Annotated in this window: 20 protein-coding genes; 9 read left to right on the forward strand and 11 right to left on the reverse strand. The window is 53.1% G+C overall.

All coding sequences use genetic code 11. The annotated features are described in order from the left end of the window. The first annotated feature begins 219 nt into the window (after positions 1-219). The gene (locus tag EV12_RS08760; RefSeq protein WP_036914643.1) at positions 220-591 is read left to right on the forward strand and encodes a hypothetical protein; all 372 of its coding nucleotides are present in this window, start codon (positions 220-222) and stop codon (positions 589-591) included. Between the two features lie 260 nt (positions 592-851). Here EV12_RS08760 and rpoD read toward each other — a convergent pair whose 3' ends face one another. Beyond that, positions 852-2,180 carry an RNA polymerase sigma factor RpoD gene (gene rpoD / locus EV12_RS08765; protein WP_036914683.1) on the reverse strand — a complete coding sequence of 443 codons (1,329 nt, stop codon included), beginning with the start codon at positions 2,178-2,180 and terminating at the stop codon, positions 852-854. Between the two features lie 387 nt (positions 2,181-2,567). Here rpoD and priA point away from each other — a divergent pair, with 387 nt between their 5' ends. Then, positions 2,568-4,874 (forward strand): replication restart helicase PriA, encoded by a 2,307-nt coding sequence (gene priA, locus EV12_RS08770; RefSeq protein WP_413314582.1) that lies wholly within the window; start codon positions 2,568-2,570, stop codon positions 4,872-4,874. 80 nt (positions 4,875-4,954) lie between these two features. On the opposite strand, the gene EV12_RS08775 is transcribed toward priA, so the two are convergent. From EV12_RS08775 to EV12_RS08790, 4 genes are read right to left on the reverse strand one after another with little or no spacing between them, the layout of a single operon-like run. Continuing rightward, complete coding sequence (locus EV12_RS08775; RefSeq protein WP_193742193.1) at positions 4,955-5,179, reverse strand: hypothetical protein; 225 nt, start codon at positions 5,177-5,179, stop codon at positions 4,955-4,957. Continuing rightward, positions 5,154-5,645 (reverse strand): hypothetical protein, encoded by a 492-nt coding sequence (locus EV12_RS08780; protein ID WP_036914645.1) that lies wholly within the window; start codon positions 5,643-5,645, stop codon positions 5,154-5,156. The genes EV12_RS08775 and EV12_RS08780 overlap by 26 nt, the downstream gene beginning before the upstream one ends. A 3-nt stretch (positions 5,646-5,648) precedes the next feature. Next, positions 5,649-6,575: an acetylglutamate kinase gene (gene argB, locus EV12_RS08785; RefSeq protein WP_036914646.1), complete on the reverse strand. Its 927-nt coding sequence runs from the start codon at positions 6,573-6,575 to the stop codon at positions 5,649-5,651. Further along, a complete protein-coding gene (locus EV12_RS08790) occupies positions 6,562-7,134 on the reverse strand; it encodes a DUF2854 domain-containing protein (RefSeq protein WP_036914648.1) in 573 nt (190 codons plus the stop codon). The genes argB and EV12_RS08790 overlap by 14 nt, the downstream gene beginning before the upstream one ends. Positions 7,135-7,186: 52 nt before the next feature. Here EV12_RS08790 and EV12_RS08795 point away from each other — a divergent pair, with 52 nt between their 5' ends. Next, on the forward strand, positions 7,187-7,387 hold the full coding sequence (locus EV12_RS08795; RefSeq protein ID WP_036914650.1) for a hypothetical protein: 201 nt from the start codon (positions 7,187-7,189) through the stop codon (positions 7,385-7,387). Positions 7,388-7,396: 9 nt separating this feature from the next. On the opposite strand, the gene EV12_RS08800 is transcribed toward EV12_RS08795, so the two are convergent. Beyond that, positions 7,397-7,879 (reverse strand): single-stranded DNA-binding protein, encoded by a 483-nt coding sequence (locus EV12_RS08800; RefSeq protein WP_036914652.1) that lies wholly within the window; start codon positions 7,877-7,879, stop codon positions 7,397-7,399. A gap of 29 nt (positions 7,880-7,908) precedes the next feature. Here EV12_RS08800 and cobK point away from each other — a divergent pair, with 29 nt between their 5' ends. Together cobK and cutA are read left to right on the forward strand one after the other, a co-directional pair. Beyond that, the gene (gene cobK, locus EV12_RS08805) at positions 7,909-8,730 is read left to right on the forward strand and encodes a precorrin-6A reductase (RefSeq protein ID WP_036914653.1); all 822 of its coding nucleotides are present in this window, start codon (positions 7,909-7,911) and stop codon (positions 8,728-8,730) included. 20 nt (positions 8,731-8,750) lie between these two features. Continuing rightward, the gene (cutA, locus tag EV12_RS08810; RefSeq protein WP_036914655.1) at positions 8,751-9,086 is read left to right on the forward strand and encodes a divalent-cation tolerance protein CutA; all 336 of its coding nucleotides are present in this window, start codon (positions 8,751-8,753) and stop codon (positions 9,084-9,086) included. Between the two features lie 21 nt (positions 9,087-9,107). Here the strand turns inward: cutA and EV12_RS08815 are convergent, their stop codons facing one another. From EV12_RS08815 to EV12_RS08830, 4 genes are all read right to left on the reverse strand, one after another. Then, positions 9,108-10,115, reverse strand: a complete 1,008-nt coding sequence (locus tag EV12_RS08815) for an adenosine kinase (protein ID WP_152562371.1) — start codon at positions 10,113-10,115, stop codon at positions 9,108-9,110. Between the two features lie 64 nt (positions 10,116-10,179). Then, a complete protein-coding gene (locus tag EV12_RS08820; protein WP_193742194.1) occupies positions 10,180-11,499 on the reverse strand; it encodes an adenylosuccinate synthase in 1,320 nt (439 codons plus the stop codon). A gap of 87 nt (positions 11,500-11,586) precedes the next feature. Then, a complete protein-coding gene (gene psb27 / locus EV12_RS08825) occupies positions 11,587-12,027 on the reverse strand; it encodes a photosystem II protein Psb27 (RefSeq protein ID WP_193742195.1) in 441 nt (146 codons plus the stop codon). Positions 12,028-12,055: 28 nt separating this feature from the next. After that, positions 12,056-13,855, reverse strand: coding sequence for a proline--tRNA ligase (locus EV12_RS08830; RefSeq protein ID WP_036914661.1), 1,800 nt, complete (start codon positions 13,853-13,855; stop codon positions 12,056-12,058). Between the two features lie 147 nt (positions 13,856-14,002). On the opposite strand from EV12_RS08830, the gene EV12_RS08835 reads away from it, so the two are divergent. From EV12_RS08835 to EV12_RS08845, 4 genes are all read left to right on the forward strand, one after another. Continuing rightward, entirely contained in the window at positions 14,003-14,467 is a 465-nt protein-coding gene (locus tag EV12_RS08835; protein ID WP_011825410.1) for a hypothetical protein, read from the forward strand. Between the two features lie 126 nt (positions 14,468-14,593). Beyond that, a complete protein-coding gene (locus tag EV12_RS14220) occupies positions 14,594-14,935 on the forward strand; it encodes a hypothetical protein (RefSeq protein ID WP_152562372.1) in 342 nt (113 codons plus the stop codon). Next, positions 14,835-15,359 (forward strand): inorganic diphosphatase, encoded by a 525-nt coding sequence (locus tag EV12_RS08840; RefSeq protein ID WP_036914663.1) that lies wholly within the window; start codon positions 14,835-14,837, stop codon positions 15,357-15,359. The genes EV12_RS14220 and EV12_RS08840 overlap by 101 nt, the downstream gene beginning before the upstream one ends. Before the next feature lie 56 nt (positions 15,360-15,415). Beyond that, complete coding sequence (locus EV12_RS08845) at positions 15,416-15,778, forward strand: arsenate reductase family protein (protein ID WP_036914665.1); 363 nt, start codon at positions 15,416-15,418, stop codon at positions 15,776-15,778. 647 nt (positions 15,779-16,425) lie between these two features. Here EV12_RS08845 and EV12_RS08855 read toward each other — a convergent pair. Beyond that, entirely contained in the window at positions 16,426-17,919 is a 1,494-nt protein-coding gene (locus EV12_RS08855) for a hypothetical protein (RefSeq protein ID WP_036914668.1), read from the reverse strand. Positions 17,920-17,981 lie beyond the last annotated feature (62 nt).

Raw genomic sequence — 17,981 nt, forward strand, 5'->3', positions numbered from 1 at the left:
ATGAAGTAACCGACTATATTGATGAAGTCATCGCTGTTGTTAGCTGGTTCATGGGAAAATCTAAGGAATAGAGATACAAGATCGCCTTTAAGCAAGGATATATTTTTATATACATGTCTACGGCAAATGCAGATTGCTTTAAGGAGATCTTTATCGCCCCGCCATTGAGCGGGGTTTTTTTATAGCCTTTTCAGCTTGTAATTAAGATCACAGTTGAAGATGACTGAGATCATCGCATCTGTTGCTGATTTGGGAGATGGTGTGCTGGTCGGCGGAATAAATTCCAACGAACTTAAACACAACTACTCATTTTTAATCATGACTACTTTTACAAACCAGATCACCCAAGCTGAATTTGAAGCACTCGTTATGAGTGAGCTTGAAGACATGGAGCTTACTCCTGAACAGCTGGCATTCATAACTGGTGGAGGCTTCTGGGCTTGGGTTAAAAAAACAGCCAAGAAAGCAGCCGACTGGGCCGAAAGTACTTTTGGTGATGGTGATGGAAAACATGAAGTGAGTGACTACATTGACGAAGTCCTCACGGTTGTTGCTGCCTTATCTAGTAAGAGCAGTGGCAACGAAGACTGACCCCTGTTAGACAGGAAGTATCTTTATCACCCCGCCATTGAGCGGGGTTTTTTATGCTGTAGACATGTTGGAATGAATAATTGAAGCTGTTAATACTAAGCAGTTGGACCCATTGCCCTTGTAGGGCGATACAACACGTTGTTGCTCTGAAAATTTATGGGCATTGGGGTCTGAGCAGGTTTCAAAGCCTTTTCGCTATCTGATGGCGGGCATAAAAAAAGGGGGCTTAAGCCCCCTTTTTGGATTGACTTTTAAATTGATTACTTGATGTATTCCTTTAAAACACCATTGCGATTGGGGTGGCGAAGTTTACGCAGGGCTTTGGCTTCAATCTGACGAATGCGCTCTCGTGTGACCTCAAAGATCTGTCCAATTTCCTCGAGGGTTTTCATGCGGCCATCGTCAAGGCCATAGCGCAGACGCAGAACATCACGTTCGCGGGGGCTGAGGGTTGCGAGAACACCTTCTAGATCTTCTCGCAAGAGATTTTTGGCGACATCTTGTTCTGGATTCTCAGTATCAGATTCGATGAAATCACCAAGTCTGGAGTCTTCCTCTTTGCCAATCGGTGTCTCGAGGGAGATGGGCAGTTGAGCACTTTTTGCGATAAATCGAAGTTTTTCGATTGTCATCTCCATGCTTTCGGCAATTTCCTCTTCTGTAGGTTTACGGCCAAATTCCTGGCTCAGCACTTTGGTTGTTTTTTTGATGCGTGAGATTGTTTCGTAGAGGTGAACAGGAAGACGGATTGTGCGGCTCTGATCCGCAATTGCTCGGGTGATGGCTTGACGGATCCACCAGGTGGCATAGGTGGAGAATTTGTACCCTTTCTCGTGGTCGAATTTCTCGGCAGCACGAATTAATCCCAGGCTGCCTTCCTGGATTAGATCCTGGAAGGACAGGCCTCGATTCATGTATTTTTTGGCGATCGAAACCACCAGCCGGAGGTTGGACTGCACCATCTTTTCCTTGGCTCGGCGCCCCAGCATCAGGCGACGGCGGAATTTGATGTTGGGCATTTCAACAAGGGCAGCCCATTCCTTGTTGTTGGGGTAATGACCGTGATCACTATTGAACTGGTCTGCCAGTTCCTCTAGATGCAGGAGGTCAGCAATTTTGCGGGCTAGTTCAATCTCCTCGTCCGGACGGAGCAGGCGGATACGGCCGATCTCCTGGAGATAAACCCTGATGGAATCTTCGGTGTAGACGCCTTTAGGACCAATCTTGATATTTGCTAGAGCTCTGGCCTTCGCGTCTGCTTCGCTGGTTGCTTTGACAGCAGCTTGGCTGCTTTCAGTTTCGGCGCTGGCCTTAGGGGCGTTTGTCGCTGCCGCAGTAAGGAGTTTGTCAGCAGTTAAATCAATGTTTTTGCCGACAGTAGGGGTGGCTGTTGCTTTTTTTGCTTTGGGGCTGGATGCTTTGGCAGCAGAGCTGACCGGCTTGGCAGCAGTTTTTGCCTTAGGTGCTGTTGCCTTGACTTTCTTGGCTTTGGCTTTAACCGTGCCTTTGGCCACTTGGGGTTTGGCAGTCTTTGCAGAGGCCTTTGGCTTGGCCTTTGCAGCTGCTGCTTGGGTGGCTGCAGGACTCATGGCAGGTGAGGGGAATGAAAGAGGAAAGTGGGAATTAGGGAGCAGAACCCAGGCTTTTGCAAAACCATGCAAAAGTGGCCACTGCAGCACCGACGGCTCACAGCATCAGATCAGAACCTCATAAACAAGTGATCATCTGAGCTAGAAGTAGCCTGACGATCCTGTTATCCAGGTTGAGACTTGGGATGCTCTGATTTGGAGCGAAAGGAACAGGAAATGTTTTTGTGGACCAAAGCAGGGCTGTCAGGGGCTTTCTCAGACCGGCCGAACTTTTATAGAGGGTTCCCTATAGAGGCTCGAATTTCGTGTCTTCCCGCTGGACGGAACTCTGCTTGGTTCCGACGACAGCCTTTGGACTGTCCAACATTGACATTCTAAAAAAAACTTGTGACGCCTGCAAGTCCTGACCCGGCTGAACCGGCCCCCTGCCCTTCCGAACGCGGCGCAGAGGTGGACGTCTGGTTGGAGGCAGGTCGTGAAGGGAGGTGTTTTACCTATGTGGACAGCAAACGGTTGGGGGTGGATTTAGGGGATCTTGTCGTCGTTCGCCTGCGGGGACGAAGGATGCACGGCCTCGTGATGGATCGGCGGATCTCGTCTCCTGTTGATCGTGGGCAGGACTCTGGGAGGGAAGCGCCGCCGCGTCAGTTAGAGGCCATTGAGGCTCTTGTGCAGTCTGCGGCGGTAGATCCTCTCTGGTTTGGCTGGGTTGAAGCGATGGCTGTTCATTGCCATATGAGTTCATTTCGCATGCTTAAAGCAGCTTTGCCGCCTGGTTGGCTCGGTCAGCGGCAGTCTCATCAGGCGGAGCCACGTCGACTTTGGTGGATTCAACTCGAATCTTCTGCGATCAATCCCCAGCATCTTCCTCAGCGTCAGGCTGATTTGCAGGCGGCCTTGGCTGCAGGGGGCGGTGGTGCATGGCAGAGGGATCTTCAGGCTGCTGGTTTCGGGTCTGGTCTTGTCAATGGCCTCATCCAGCGAGGTCTCATTCGTAGGGAAAAGCGTCAACCTACTGATGCATCCAACGGGCTTTCCTGCTCAGATGCTTGTGATCAGGATTTGGAGCTGCCTCAGGCTCTGACTGTTGAACAGCAGGAGGTTGTGGAGGCTTTCCAATCTCAGCCCCTTGGAACTGGGATGCTGCTTTGGGGGGTGACAGGCTCGGGCAAGACAGAGGTTTACTTGCAGCTTGCGGAAAGAGAACTGCAAGCCGGTCGTCATTGCTTGATTCTCACGCCGGAGATTGGTTTGATCCCTCAGCTGGTCGATCGTTTCCGTCGCCGTTTCGGCACCAAGGTTCTGGAATATCACAGTGGCTGTTCCGATCGTGAACGGGTGAGCACCTGGCGGCAGGGGCTTACGGCTGCAAAGCCATTGGTGGTGGTTGGTACTCGTTCAGCAGTCTTTTTGCCATTGGCACCATTGGGTTTGATCGTGCTTGATGAGGAACACGACAGTTCTTACAAGCAGGAGTCACCTATGCCTTGCTACCACGCCCGTGACATGGCCATGGACCGTGCCAGGCGAACTGGTGCCAGGGTGGTGCTGGGAAGCGCTACGCCTTCGCTTGTCAGCTGGAAGAACCTCGCTCCTCAAGGCCAGCTTGCCTTGGCTCGACTGACCCGTCGCATTTCGGATCAGCCCTTACCGCCGGTGCATGTGGTTGATATGCGACAGGAATTGGCCGATGGCCATCGTCGCTTGATCAGCCGTCCATTGATGGAACGTCTTTCGGCATTGCCTGAGGCCGGTGAACAGGCGGTGGTGTTGGTGCCAAGACGTGGCTACAGCAGTTTTTTGAGTTGTCGTAGCTGTGGAGAGGTCGTGCAGTGTCCTAACTGCGATGTGGCGCTTACGGTGCATCGCAGTCGTCAAGGGCACCAGTGGTTGCGTTGCCATTGGTGTGACCATCGCGCTGAGGTTGAGTCCAGTTGCCATCAGTGTGGATCGAAGGCTTTCAAACCCTTCGGTGCAGGCACGCAGCGCGTTATGGAGCATCTCGTTGAGGAGCTCCAGGGTCTGAGGTTGTTGCGTTTCGATCGTGACAGCACCGGTGGGCGTGATGGACATCGCCGTTTACTGGAGCAATTTGCAGCAGGGGAGGCAGATGTGCTGGTGGGCACCCAGATGTTGGCCAAGGGCATGGATTTGCCTCGGGTCACTCTTGCGGCTGTGTTGGCTGCAGATGGTTTGCTTCATCGCCCTGATTTACAAGCTGGAGAGCAGAGCCTGCAGCTATTGATGCAATTGGCTGGTCGTGCAGGACGTGGCGAGCGGCCAGGTCATGTGCTTGTTCAGACCTATTGCCCAGATCATCCTGTGATTCACCATTTGGTGGATGGTCGCTATGGGGAGTTTTTGAAAGAAGAGGCCTGTCTTCGTCATGAGGCTGGTTTGGTGCCTTATAGCCGGGCCTGTTTGTTGCGTTTGTCCGGTGACTCAGCTGCAGTGACAGCCACAGCTGCTGCGGTCCTCGCTGAACAGATCAAACCCCTTTGTGATGCTCAGGGTTGGTGTCTTGTAGGCCCAGCGCCAGCTCCGATTGCGCGGGTCGCGGGTCGAAGTCGTTGGCAACTGCTATTGCATGGTCCTGAGCAGAGTGCTTTGCCGCTGCCTTCAGGATCGACTCTTTGGAATGGATTGCCCCGTGGTGTTTCCTTAGCGGTGGACCCAGATCCAATTCAGCTTTGATGAGGCCACCATCTTCAATGCTTGATGTTGTTTGAGGTCAGTTCGAGGGGCATTTTGAGCATGCCGAAGCCGAGTCTGAGCTAAACGGTTTGCAGGATCAAGCAGGTCTCCAACAGCTCCATGACCCAAGGGTTGCCAACCTCGAGTCGGCTGGAGCGTTTGCGATCAAGTCCTAGCTGCTGAGATTCGTCTTGCTGTAGAGGCCAACTCAGATCCCCGTCAGGGTTGTTGGTGAGTCTTTGGCTGGTTACTGGGTTCACTCGTTTGGCCTTGAGAGGCTCAGCTCGGTGGTATGGCCAAGCCACTGAGAAGCATGGTTAACCCGATTAGAACGAGCAATACCAAGATTGAGAAGCCGAGATTGGGTGCTTTTGTTGGTCCGGTGGCTGGCGGTGGCGGTGGCGCTGGCCGCCGTGAAGGTCGACGGGCTGCGGTAGGGCGTGCAGCCGTAGTGGCTGTCATGTTTAAGTTCGGCAAGCGTATCGACCAGTTGGCAGGCCGTTGCAAGCTTGGTGCTTCCAGCACGATCAGTAGCTGTTTCGCGTTTTGGCGAAGTTCGAGGTCTTTGCAGCGGGTGAGGAGACGACAGGTTGCGAGAGCCTTCCGCTCGTCACCTTGCCCCATCCAAGCGGTAACCATCAGCATTCTGATCCTGGCTCCCTCCGCATGGGGCAGTGGATGGCTTGCGGCCAAAGGCTCTAATAGAGCAAGGCTTTGGCCATAGTCTCCGCGGGCGAGGGCGGCTTCAGCCTCTGCCAGATTCGCGTGCATCGCTCAGCTGCGACCGACCACCATGGTGCCGATGCCGGCGTCGGTGAAGACCTCGAGAAGCAGGGCATGGGGAACACGTCCATCGATGATATGGGCAGCGCCAACCCCTTGAGCTAGAGCTCTGATGCAGCATTCGGTTTTTGGGGTCATGCCGCCAGCCACTACCCCTTCAGCGATCAGTTGGCGTGCTTCAGAGAGACGCAACTGATGAACAAGGGAACTTGGATCATCTCGATCCTGCAAGATGCCTGGCGTGTCGGTCAGCAGAATTAGTTTTTCCGCCTCCAGAGCAGCGGCGATCTCACCGGCGACCGTGTCTGCATTGATGTTGTGGGAGCACCCCTCAACAGTGGCGGCCACGCTTGAGATCACGGGCACATAACCCTTGGCGAGAATTGGTTCCAGTACATCGGTGTTAACTCGGGCTACATCTCCGACGAGGCCATGGCTGCCGTCGCCCCAGGGTCGGGCTTCAACCAGACTCCCGTCACTGCCACTAAGGCCAACAGCCTTGGCTCCCAGCTGGTTGAGGCCATTAACGATTTGCTTGTTAACCCGTCCAACTAAGACCATTTCCACCACGTCCATGGTGTCTGCATCGGTAACGCGAAGTCCGTCGCGGAATTTTGCTGGAATCTCAAGCCTTTCCAGCCATTGGTTGATCTCTGGTCCGCCGCCATGAACCACAACGGGCTCTACTCCCACACTGACAAGTAGGGCAAGGTCGCGAAAAACCGCTTCCTGCAAATTGGCGTGAGCCATGGCGGCACCGCCGTATTTGATGACAATGCGCCGCCCGCTAAAGCGTTGGATGTAGGGGAGGGCTTCGCTAAGCACCGAAACCCTCAGGGAGTCATCCTCTGTAAGCCTTCTCACGGAGTTGGTTTGGCAGGGCTCAACCAGTGCAGCAGCAGATTTAGCTGACTCCATTTTGACCTGCCAGTTCATCATCCTTGTTGACTGGCAGCAGGATGAGATCCAGGACCCCCGTGCTTGGAGATTTCAGTTCGGCGTGAAGGCCTTTGGCAAAGAAGCGGCCCAATCGTTCCTGGCGTTCCTGCCAGAGATCGAGTGGCACAGCACCCAGATTGAATCTCAAGCGCACGCCGTAACCCGCTGCCGTTTCTAGTTCTTCAATCTCTTGGAGCTGAGGGGGGTTGTCTTTATCCCAGAGCTTGAGCGCTTCTAAGGACGTCTCAAGATGGGCTTTCTGTCCATAACGCCAGCGGGTGACATCCCAGACGAGTTTGCCCAGTTCCGGTGCTCCCTTCTCCCTGGCCTGACGCAGAACTGCGGCTGGAGTGACGCGTTTAGCAGGGGCAAGTTCAGAGGATTTCAGTGCTAGTCCTCCTATGAGGATGGGCACTCCGTAGAAGATGGTTGGCAGGCTGAGGTTGGCATTGCCATTTGTGTAGGCCACCGCACCAACAACTGCAAGTACACCACCGGCCACGGTGACGAGGCTGCCTGGAGAGAACAGATCATTCATGGCGTTTATTCTGACGCTTTAGCCTCCAGGCTGAGGGTAAGGATCCGTTGCAATGTCTTCAGCTCATCCCTCTGATAGCGACTTGTCTGAGTTGATCACTCAGTTGGATGCTGATCGGGCTTGGTTGCTGGAGCAGATTGATCGTGGCCGTTGGGTTGAGTTACGCCTTGATTTGGCTGCTCTTGAGAGGGAATTGGGCCAGCTGTTGACTCGAGCTGCTGAGGGCCTTGAGGACGAGAACAGCTTCGGGTAATGAATGAGTTCAGAAGGGAATGTCATCGGTGTCTGGCACCAGTGGGGCACTATTCCAGCTGGCGGCTTCTGGTTCTGCAGTTGTTACCGGTTTAGCTTGTGGCGTCTCGGCTGTAGGTATAGGTCGCGAGGTCTGGTTGGCTGTAGTGCTAGTAGGTCGTTCTGGGCTACTAGCAGTTTGGCCAGCTTGGTTGGAGAGGGAATGAAGACGCGCGAGAGTGAATTCGGCACGCTTTTCCTTGGTGCCATCTTGGCGAGGAACTGTGTTCATTCGTAGCCGACCTTCAATCACAAGTCTTTGCCCAACTTGGACGCGGTTTTGTAGATCCTGGGCAAGGTTGCCCCATCCCACCACCTTGAGCTGACCAGGGGCAGTGTCGACACGAAGTGCATCGAAGCGCACCTCCATCTCGGCGATCGGTGTTTGGTTGTCTTGGGTATAACGAATGGTTGGAGCCTGGATCACTTCCACTTCAAGTACGCAGTGGTTCATGTCCTTCCCTTGGAGTGAGAGTCATTTTGATGCAAGGTTGCAGGAATGACCAGCGGCATGTCTGGTTGCTATCTGGGACTGGTGAAGGGCCTGCTTTGGTGACCGCTTTGGCCGCTCAGGGATGGCGAGTCAGCGTCAGTGTCGTCAGTGCTAGCGCCGCAGGGGCCTACACAGATCTTTCCTTGGAAGACCTTTGGACGGGCTCCCTCGACGGAGTGGAAGGGATACGCGGGGTGCTTGATCAGGCTCGTTACCGCCATCAAGGCTTTGATTGGGTGGTGGATGCGACCCATCCCTTTGCGGTGAAGATCAGTACGGATCTGCAGCGTGCATGTCAGGAATTCGCTCAGCCTTTGTTGCGCTTTGAGCGTCCCATGGAAGTTTGTGGAGAAGCATCCCTGATCGCCAGCTCGGCTGATTTGGCAAGGCAAACATTGCAAGGAAGTCGATTGTTGATGGCTCTTGGGGCAAGGCATCTTGGCCAGGCTGTTACGGCAGCTCGTCAGGCTGGAGCTCAAGTGTTTGCCCGTGTGCTTCCTTCGCCAGAAAGTCTTCGACATGCGTTGGCGAGTGGCTTGCCAGAGCAACATCTGGCTGTGGTGCGTCCGCTGCACGGACAATCTCATGGCGAACTGGAGTCAGCCTTGTGCCGGCGCTGGTCGATTACAGCAGTGGTTTGCAGGCAGTCGGGGGGGGTGACGGAGCAGCTCTGGCACAAGATTTGTCGGCAGCAGGGTCTTGGCCTTTGGTTGATCTCGCGGCCACAACCCTGCGTTGCAGTAGAAGCCATCGGTAGCGTTGAGAGCCTGCTCAATCGGCTCTCAACCAATCCAGTCGCTCCACTTTGCTGACGTTCTTCGCAAAGGTCTTCATGGTTGATCGAGGATCCTCATCGACACTGGTTTTGGTGTTGACCACAGAGGCAAACGCAAACCTGGCCGAGGGATTGGCCAATGAGCTCTTGGCTCGCAGGTTGGTGGCCTGCGTGAGTTTGCAGCAGATTCAATCCCACTACTGTTGGCAGGGGAAGCTGGAACGATCGCAGGAAGTGCAATTGCTGATCAAGACCAGTCAGGATCAGCTGGATGCACTTCATCAGGCGATTAAAGAGTTACACAGCTATGAGACCCCAGAGTGGATTTACTGGTCAGCCACTGCAAGTGATCCTTACGCTGCTTGGGTAGCAGCAGCTGTGGCAACTGTTTAGGGGGTGAAAGGATCCCTTTAATTAGTTCAGATGCTTCGCTACTAATTCTGGAAGCGACACCTGTGAGCGTGGACCGAGTTGGGTGATCACCTGGCCGGCGCAGATGGATCCAATTTGTCCACAGGTTTCCAAAGGGGTTCCTTGGGTGTAACCGTGCAGGAAGCCACCGGCGTAGAGATCACCTGCACCTGTGGTATCAACCAAGTTGCCAAGTTTGTAGGCAGGAATGTCCCAGCGTTGATCACCAGCTAGCACGACAGATCCATGCTCGCTGCGTGTGAGGGCTGCCACCTTGCAGCAACCTTTCACTTCATCCAATGCAGCCTCGAAGCTGTCACTCTTGTAAAGAGAGGTGATTTCGCTTTCGTTAGCAAACAGCAGATCAACGTGGCTATCCACCAGCTTGAGGAAGCTGTCGCGATGCCGATCAACGCAGAAGCCATCGGAAAGGGAGAGGGCTACTTGGCCTCCTGAATCACGACAGACTTTTGCGGCAGCGATGAAGGCTTTTTTTGCTGCCGGACTGTCCCATAGATACCCCTCGAGGTAGAGCACCTTGGCTTGGCGAACCATTGAGAGGTCTAAATCTTCAGGGTCCAGCTGCACCGAAGCTCCTAAATAGGTACACATGGTGCGTTGCGCATCAGGTGTGACCAAGATCAGACAGCGAGCGGTAGAAGGACCATCGCTTGCTGGTGGAGTCTCGAATCGAGCGCCTACTGAGCGGATGTCGTGGCTAAAAATGCTGCCTAGTTGATCATTTTTGACGCGACCGATGAAGCCTGCCTTCCCGCCGAGCTGCGCCAGACCTACCAGGGTGTTGGCTGCGGATCCACCTGAAGTCTCTAGACCTGGTCCACTGATGGAGTAAAGCGCTTCTGCTTGGGCTTCATCCACCAAGGCCATATTGCCTTTACTCAGGCTGTGCGCATCAAGGAAGGCATCGTCCGCCTGCACCAGCACGTCCACGATGGCATTGCCAATTCCAACCACATCGAGAGGACGATCACTGAACCTGGGGATAGCCATGGAGGGATGCATGGGAAACCTCAGAAGTATCGATCCCCGTCCACCATCTGTTTTAAGAAAGGGCTTAGGCGCTTAGGAGAGCCCGTTTGGGGCCGTGGATCGGATCTTCTACAACGATTGTTTGATCACGGTTGGCACCTAGGGAGACGATGGCAATCGGCACTTCCATGAGGTCGGCGAGGAAGCGAAGGTAGTCCATAGCTGTGGTTGGTAGGTCTTCAAGACGGCGGCAGTTTGCAGTGGAGCATTGCCAGCCAGGCAGGGTCTTGAAGATTGGATGACAGCGGGCAAAGTCTTCTGCGCTGCTAGGGAAGTGCTCAATTCGTTCACCATTGAGTTCGTAGGCGACGCACACTCGGATTTCGTCGAGCTCATCAAGCACATCGAGTTTGGTAATAGCCAGGCAATCCAGGCCATTGACTGCTACTGCGTAACGACCAATGACCCCATCGAACCAGCCGCAGCGTCTGCGTCTGCCTGTGGTGGTACCGAATTCACCTCCCCGGTCACAGAGCTGTTCATTGATGCTTCCTTCCAGTTCTGTTGGGAAAGGACCTTCTCCCACACGGGTGGTGTAAGCCTTCGCAACACCGATCACTCGATCGATCAGCGTGGGTCCGACTCCAGCTCCGATGCATGCACCGCCTGAGATTGGATTGGAGGAGGTGACGTAGGGATAGGTGCCGTGATCAAGGTCTAAAAGGGTCCCTTGAGCTCCTTCAAAAAGAATGTTTTTGCGGCTGCGGGCAGCTTGATGAATGGTTTGAATACAGTCGACAACGTGTGGAGCAAGCCTTTGGCCATAGCCGAGGTATTCCTCGATGACCTGCTCTGAGTCGAGTGGTGCCACACCGTAAATTTGTTCGAGTAGACGATTCTTTTCTTGCAGAGGGCCACGCAGGCGCTCTCGTAGTCGTTGGCTATCTAAAAGATCAAGTACGCGAATGCCGTTGCGTTGGGATTTATCGGCATAGGTGGGACCGATGCCCCGTCCAGTAGTGCCGATACGTTGATCGCCACGTTGTTGCTCCATCGCCTCATCCAAGAGGCGGTGATACGGCATCGTTACGTGGGCAGTGGACGCCAGTTGAAGACCTGAGATATCAATGCTGTTCTCAAGGAGCATGTCTAGCTCCTTGAGCATCACTTTGGGATCGATGACTGTGCCAGAGCCAATCAGGCAGATTGTTTCTGGGTAAAGGATTCCTGAGGGAATGAGGTGCAGCTTGAGCACCTGATCATCCACAACGATTGTGTGGCCGGCATTGACGCCACCTTGATAGCGGACGACAACATCAGCTGAACGGCTAAGGAGGTCGGTGATCTTGCCTTTCCCTTCGTCACCCCACTGAGCACCTATGACGACAACATTGGCCAAGGACACTGCGGCCCGAAGCCGCCATTATTCACAAACGGGGATCTTCCCAGATATCCCTGCCTTAAGTCAAATAGCCATTGCCTAGCAGTTGATTTAGCTGCCTCTTAATACAGTTTGTTCTGCCTTGGCAAGTTCTTTAGTGATCCGATTCTGAAGTGCTTCCGGTAGGGGGCGGTTGGCGAAGTTGTTGTAATGACCAGCTAGGGAATTGAGGGCTGTCTGCATGGTGGTGAAGGACTGCAGGTTATTCACCTTGGAGCGAGGGCGATATCGGGCGATGTAGTTGTAGCTCAGGTCATGAGCCTCTTCTTGCGCTGCTGAATAGCCTTCGTCGTCCAAGGGCAGGGCGATCGCTTCTTGCAGGCTTTGAGCCACGTTGACTGTGTCGTCTACATAGTTTCCGGACAGTTGGACCTCGGCGGCATTGGCGCTTCCGTTGGCTGTGAGCATCAGGCAAAGGACAAGGCAGATTGCCAATCCTGCCCGCATCAACTGCTTGGCCATGTGATGCAAGGCAGTAGTCATCCGGTTCATTTCAGTTCCAAGAATTTTAAATGGCTGGTCAGACCCTTTTGTTTTGGTTTGCTGCAATCTCTTTGACCAGTGCGGTAAGTGCCTGTTTTGCAGAAAGTATTTGAACCTTGCGGCTGGATCTTTGAATCAGTTCCACCTGCCCCTTGGCGGCATCTCTGCCGACCACGATCCGCCAAGGGATACCGATCAGGTCAGCATCTTTGAATTTCACGCCAGCGCGTTCAGTCCTGTCATCAAGTAGCGCTTCGATATCAGCTGCTTGTAGTTCGCTGTAAAGCTGTTCTGCCAGCTTTTGCTGAACCTCATCCTGGATGTTGGCTACCACGACGATGACCTCAAATGGGGCTATAGCAAGAGGCCAATTCATGCCAGCTTCGTCATGGTGTTGTTCCACAGCAGCCTGGGCAAGTCTGGAAATCCCGATGCCGTAACACCCCATCCAGAAAGGCTCCTGAGTGCCCTTGTCATTGGTGAAACAGGCCTCTAGGGCTTCTGAGTACTTGCGACCTAATTGGAAAATGTGTCCTACCTCAATGCCTCTTCTCTCCTCCAGAATCTGGCTGGAGTCATGGATACAGCGATCGCCAGCCTGCGATTTGCGTAGATCGACGCTTTTGGGCACTTCTCCGAGTTTTGACCAGGTCATGCCAATTCGATGCTGATTGTTCTGATTGGCACCGCAGACAAAACAATTCAGCTCAGTAGCTGTTGGGTCAGCTAGGCGTAGGAAATGTCTTGTCCAGCTTCTGGCCCCGCTTAACAGGGCATCGTCTAGGTCAGGCCCCATCGACCCAAAGGGCCAGGCTTCAAGCTTTTGCGCAGTGATTTGATCGGCGCTGATGGGTGCCACATCGAGCACCCCCTTGTTTAGTTCCCTGCTTAGGGCGTTGATCAGCTTTACCTCATTGAGTTGTTGGTCTCCTCGGATGCTTACAAGCACTGGTTGAAGTTCACCATCTTCGATGCGGGCCAGCATGACCAGCACCTTCACCACTTGAGACGGAACAAGCCCCTGGGCGGTACACAGTGTCTCGATCGTTCCCTGTTCGGGTGTATCAAGTAAGGCAGCTTTTGAAGCAGGCAGTGGGATGGCCTTTGGTGGATGAGAGACCGCCTTCTCTTGGTTGGCGGCGTAGAGGCCATCACCACTGATCAGGATCAGGTCTTCGCCAGCATCCGCTGTGACCATAAATTCTTGAGACGAGGCTCCGCCGATGGCTCCGCTGTCGGCTTCCACGGCGACGGTTTCGAGTCCGCAACGGGAGAAGATTCGTTGATAGGCCTCATCCATGGCTCTGTAGGTCATGGCGAGGTCTGCCTCGCAGGCATGGAAGGAATAGGCGTCCTTCATGATGAATTCTCGGCCGCGCATCAGGCCAAAGCGAGGGCGGATTTCATCGCGGAATTTGCTTTGGATCTGATAGAGCGTTACTGGAAGCTGTCGATATGAGCGCAGCAGGTCTCCGGCAAGACTTGTGATCACCTCTTCATGGGTGGGGCCAAGGCCGAGTTCTCGTCCTTGGCGGTCTTCAAGGTGGAACATCAGGCCTTCGCCGGCCGTATACCCCTGCCATCGACCACTACGCCGCCAGAGCTCTGCAGGCTGCAATTGAGGTAACAGGGTCTCCAGAGCACCAGTGGCATCCATTTCCTCCTGCACAATCGCTGTGATTTTGCGAAGGACCCGCCACATCAGCGGTAGGTAGGCATAAATGCCTGAAGTCACACGACGGATATATCCCCCTCTAAGTAGCAATTGATGGGAGGCGATTTCCGCGTCTGCTGGTACGTCGCGCAACGTCACCAGCATCAGGCGGGAGACGCGCATGAATCGGACCTCAGTGGATGGGGGAAACTACCATCCGCGGTCCAAAAAAGCCGATCATGAAACTGTCTTAAGGCGCCGAATCAACCTGTGCGAGATGAGTCTCACCTGCTAACGTCGCGCAACATCAAGAAGCGGTTAGTCGATCTCATGTCTGATGGCTCGGTCAATTCTGATTCTCCTCTGCCCAGCCCTTCTTCCGATTTAAGCAAAGATATTAATGCTGTGATGGCTCAATCTGATGCGCTTGTTGGTATCGATGACGTTCAGAAGTCTTTGAATCGTTCAAGGGCTTCGGTGTATCGCTACACCAATACAGATCCTCGCAACCTCAACCCTTCGTTTAATCCTCGCAAGCTCAATCCTGAGTATCGAAGCGATCAGAAAGATCCCCTTCTTTTTCATCCAAATGAAGTCGCTCGTTTCGCAAAGGATGTCTTAAGGATCAAAGAGGTCACTGTTGAGGTTCTTAATTCCCCCTCAACAGCAACGCAACAGGTTCTTGGATCAATCCTGGAGGAGCTGCGTGCGATTAGGTCACAGCTTGATGGATTGAATGATGCACCGTCAGATTTGGCCGCCCATAGAGAGAGGCAGGATCGTCCTGCTGCATAACGTCTCTTTCGGTGACAGAATATTTTGTAGCGGTTTCCGGCAATGGCTTTGTCCAGACCCAGAAATCACCCCGATGAAGGTGGCTGATGCTATCCCCTACACCGGGTCGTTCTAAACCACCCCTGCATGGACCCTGACCCAGCCTCAGTTTCAAGCCCCTCTTCTAAGGGTGAGGGGCCGTCTAGATCACGTCATGATTCTGGTCTCATTGGACCAGATCCTGAAGATCCTTTCAGTTTGAGTGCGCCTTCGATTGCGTTGCTGGGTTTGACTATTGCCATCGCAACCGTTGGAGTGCCCCTCGCGGCAGTTTTGACAGATCGGTCTGCGGGGAGGGAAAGCATGGTTCCCACAGCCTTGGAGAAAGATGGATCTCAGCTCTCTACTCCCATCTCCTTCACCCGGGTTGGTCAACCTGTTGGTGGAGATTCCGGCGGGAAGCCGGAACAAGTACGAATATTTCGATGAGGCCGGTGTGATGGCCCTCGATAGGGTTCTTCATTCCTCGGTTCGCTACCCGTTTGATTACGGCTTCATTCCCAACACCCTTGCGGAGGATGGTGCACCTCTTGATGCAATGGTGATCATGGAGGAGCCCACATTTGCTGGCTGTCTGATTAGGGCACGACCAATCGGGGTGCTTGATATGCATGATTCCGGGGCTTATGACGGCAAGTTGCTGTGTGTTCCCGTTGCTGATCCCCGTCAACGGTCGATCAGCAGCATTCGGCAGATTTCAGCCAGTCAGCTGGAGGATGTGGCTGAATTCTTCCGCACTTACAAAAATCTTGAGGGGCGAGTTGTTGATATCGGTGGCTGGAGAGATTCAGAAGCTGTTGCGCCTCTGTTGGAGACCTGCACCAAAGCTGCGCAGGTTAAGCTTGAAAAGTGACTATGAACCCTAATGGCTTGAATGAACTCGTTCATTCTTTGCTGGAAAGTTAAATCATGCTCAACTCAATAAGGATTTATAGCTATTCGCGCTGTGCTACTTGTCGGAAGGCCTTGGCTTGGCTGCAGGAGCATCAGATTGCTCATGATCTTTTCGACATCGTTGAGACACCTCCTAATAGAGAGATTCTTAGTGGGGCTAGTAAGCAGTTAGCAAGTCGCAAACTTCTCTTCAACACAAGTGGTGTAAGTTATCGCGCCCTTGGCGCGGCTGCAGTCAAGGCCATGAGCGATGCGGAGGCGCTCGATGCACTTGCATCCGATGGCAAGTTGATTAAACGTCCCTTCCTGATCACTGAAAATGGCACTGTTTTGGTGGGCTTCAAGCCGGAGGTCTGGGCTGAGGCGTTGCTGCGTTGAAGAGTAATTCCTCAGAGACAGGAGTTGTTTTCAGCGAAAATAAATGTTGTTTTGATGCTATAAATTTTCAGTAGGGCTGCTAAAGGAAAATGAACCAAAGAGACCACGAGCGATGGATATTCGATTCTTGCTATTCTGAATATGTAAAAGCTAGTAGTAAAGCAACTAAAGGCTTATTTGTATAGGATTTGTTTTTGGGGTGGCTACTAACTACTATGGCCATAGCAGTTGTATGACGGGCAATGAGTCACCCCTTTGTACGAACATAATGGCCTTGTCTGAATATTTATCTACTTTGCCTGCAAGGTGACACCAGTCTGCAAAGAAATAGGGCTTGTTATATATTTATACTGGTGGGAGGAGATGATTTGTGTTGGATATTTCCTAGATGAAACAGCAAGATCTTCCAAAGAAGTTCAATCAAGCAGATCCGTCTCAAGGCCAAATAGTAAAGAGATTAAAGTCGCTGAGGGGTTGCATCGTATCATTAAATGCGGAGATAATTATAATCTTTATAGCAGGTTATCTCTTTCGCCATTTAGTTTCCTTTTTGCTTGAGCCTTTCAGGCTCTCGTTGCCTTTGAAAGTCTTCTGATAGCAGCTTGGATGGTATCTTGGCCTGTTATTTTGTTGCTAGATTATTGCTTTTAGCTTGTCGTTTCCGCCTCGCTGAAGTTAAGACCATCGAGCTCACTGATCAATTCATTAACCCCACCTTGTTCTCTGAGTTGGCGGAAGCTGGAGCGCTTGAACTCTTCAAGGAAGGCCACCATTAGTTCTTGACTACGTTCGAGAACGGGTCCCTGCTCCAGGGTGCGAGCGAGCTCTTCCCAGAAGCGATCAATAGTATCGACTCCTAGTTGCTCTAGCACCATATCTTTGCGGCCAAGTTGGTCGCCGGCATTGCGAGAGAGCTGCAGAAATGTATCGATCATCCCGGCTGCGAGCTGTCGGCTTAGTTCCGATTCGGCCTTTTCAATGACCGCAAGCCCTTTGAGTGGAGCGGGCACGATGACGCCATCCATACTTCGCTGCAAGGCGTGACTAAAGAGTGCCAAAAGTTGGGGGCGCATGCTTGGCCCTACTTCACTGAGGATCAGCGGTAGCCAGAGCCGAAGCAATTCGGCCAGTTCACGTTCTTCGTTCTTGTCCACTGATTGATGACTACAAAGACTGCGGATTCGTTGCGGCAGATGTGGTGAGCGAATGATTTCTTGCATCGCATCCACGATGCGTAAGGTGAGAACTTCAAACAGCTCCAGGGCTAATAGGGCTACGACTCCCCTGCTGATGACAGCGCGCAAAGGTTCCAGCTGAATGAGACCAGCGCTGGATAGGCGCTCGGTAACGGGCACTACCCGCAATAGTCTCCAAAATGGCAGCAGTAGAGGCAGGTCGATCCAGCGTCGAAGCAGGGCCTCTCGCCAGCTAATACCGGGGAAGCGACGCTTCAGACGCTTAGCTCTTAAAAGGATGTCGAGGAGAAAGAGAAGTTGGAAGGGAGTGTCGAGGCGCCAGGCATGGTCAACAGGCTGCCCGTTTTCATTGATCGATCGCCAATAGTTTGTGGCGATAAGGGGAAGAATCTTCTCCGTCCAGAACAGTCTTTCTTGCTGCCAATCAAGGTTGCTTAGGTATTTGTTGTCCAAGAGATGGGCGGCTGCCTGCTTGGAGGAATCCATCCCAGCCCTTGCACGCAGTAGGTTTTTTAGTTTTTCAAGGGTGCCGACGTTGCCAGAGCTGACGAACGGATTCTCATCGATCAGTTGAATCGTGAGCTCGACTTGATCAAGTCGTAGCTGATCTGAAGCAGGGCTATTGATTCCTTGCCTTGCTGCGGTTTGATCGAGTTCGCTGAAACGTTTGATATAAAGTTGGGTATCTCTATGCGGTTTGATGCCTTTAACAACGTCATAGAAAGGCGTCACGTCCGGTAACCATGGCAACGGCACCATCAACGATGTTGAGGGCAGGGGATAGAGATTGCGGTGTAACCAGAAATTGCGTAGCGGAATGTAGGTAACGTCGAAGAGGATCCAACTCAAGTTGGTTGCGGCGATCAGCGCCAAAACCTGATCCCAGCGCTGCCAGAACTTACGCGAGGGGGAGGGTTTCAACCCTTGCCAGCGGGGACGCACCATGGGCTGAGGTTGCTTTGATCACGCTAAGGGGCCGGACAGGCTGGCCTTATCGTTAATCATCG

Source organism: Prochlorococcus sp. MIT 0701, assembly GCF_000760295.1.
Lineage (GTDB): Bacteria > Cyanobacteriota > Cyanobacteriia > PCC-6307 > Cyanobiaceae > Prochlorococcus.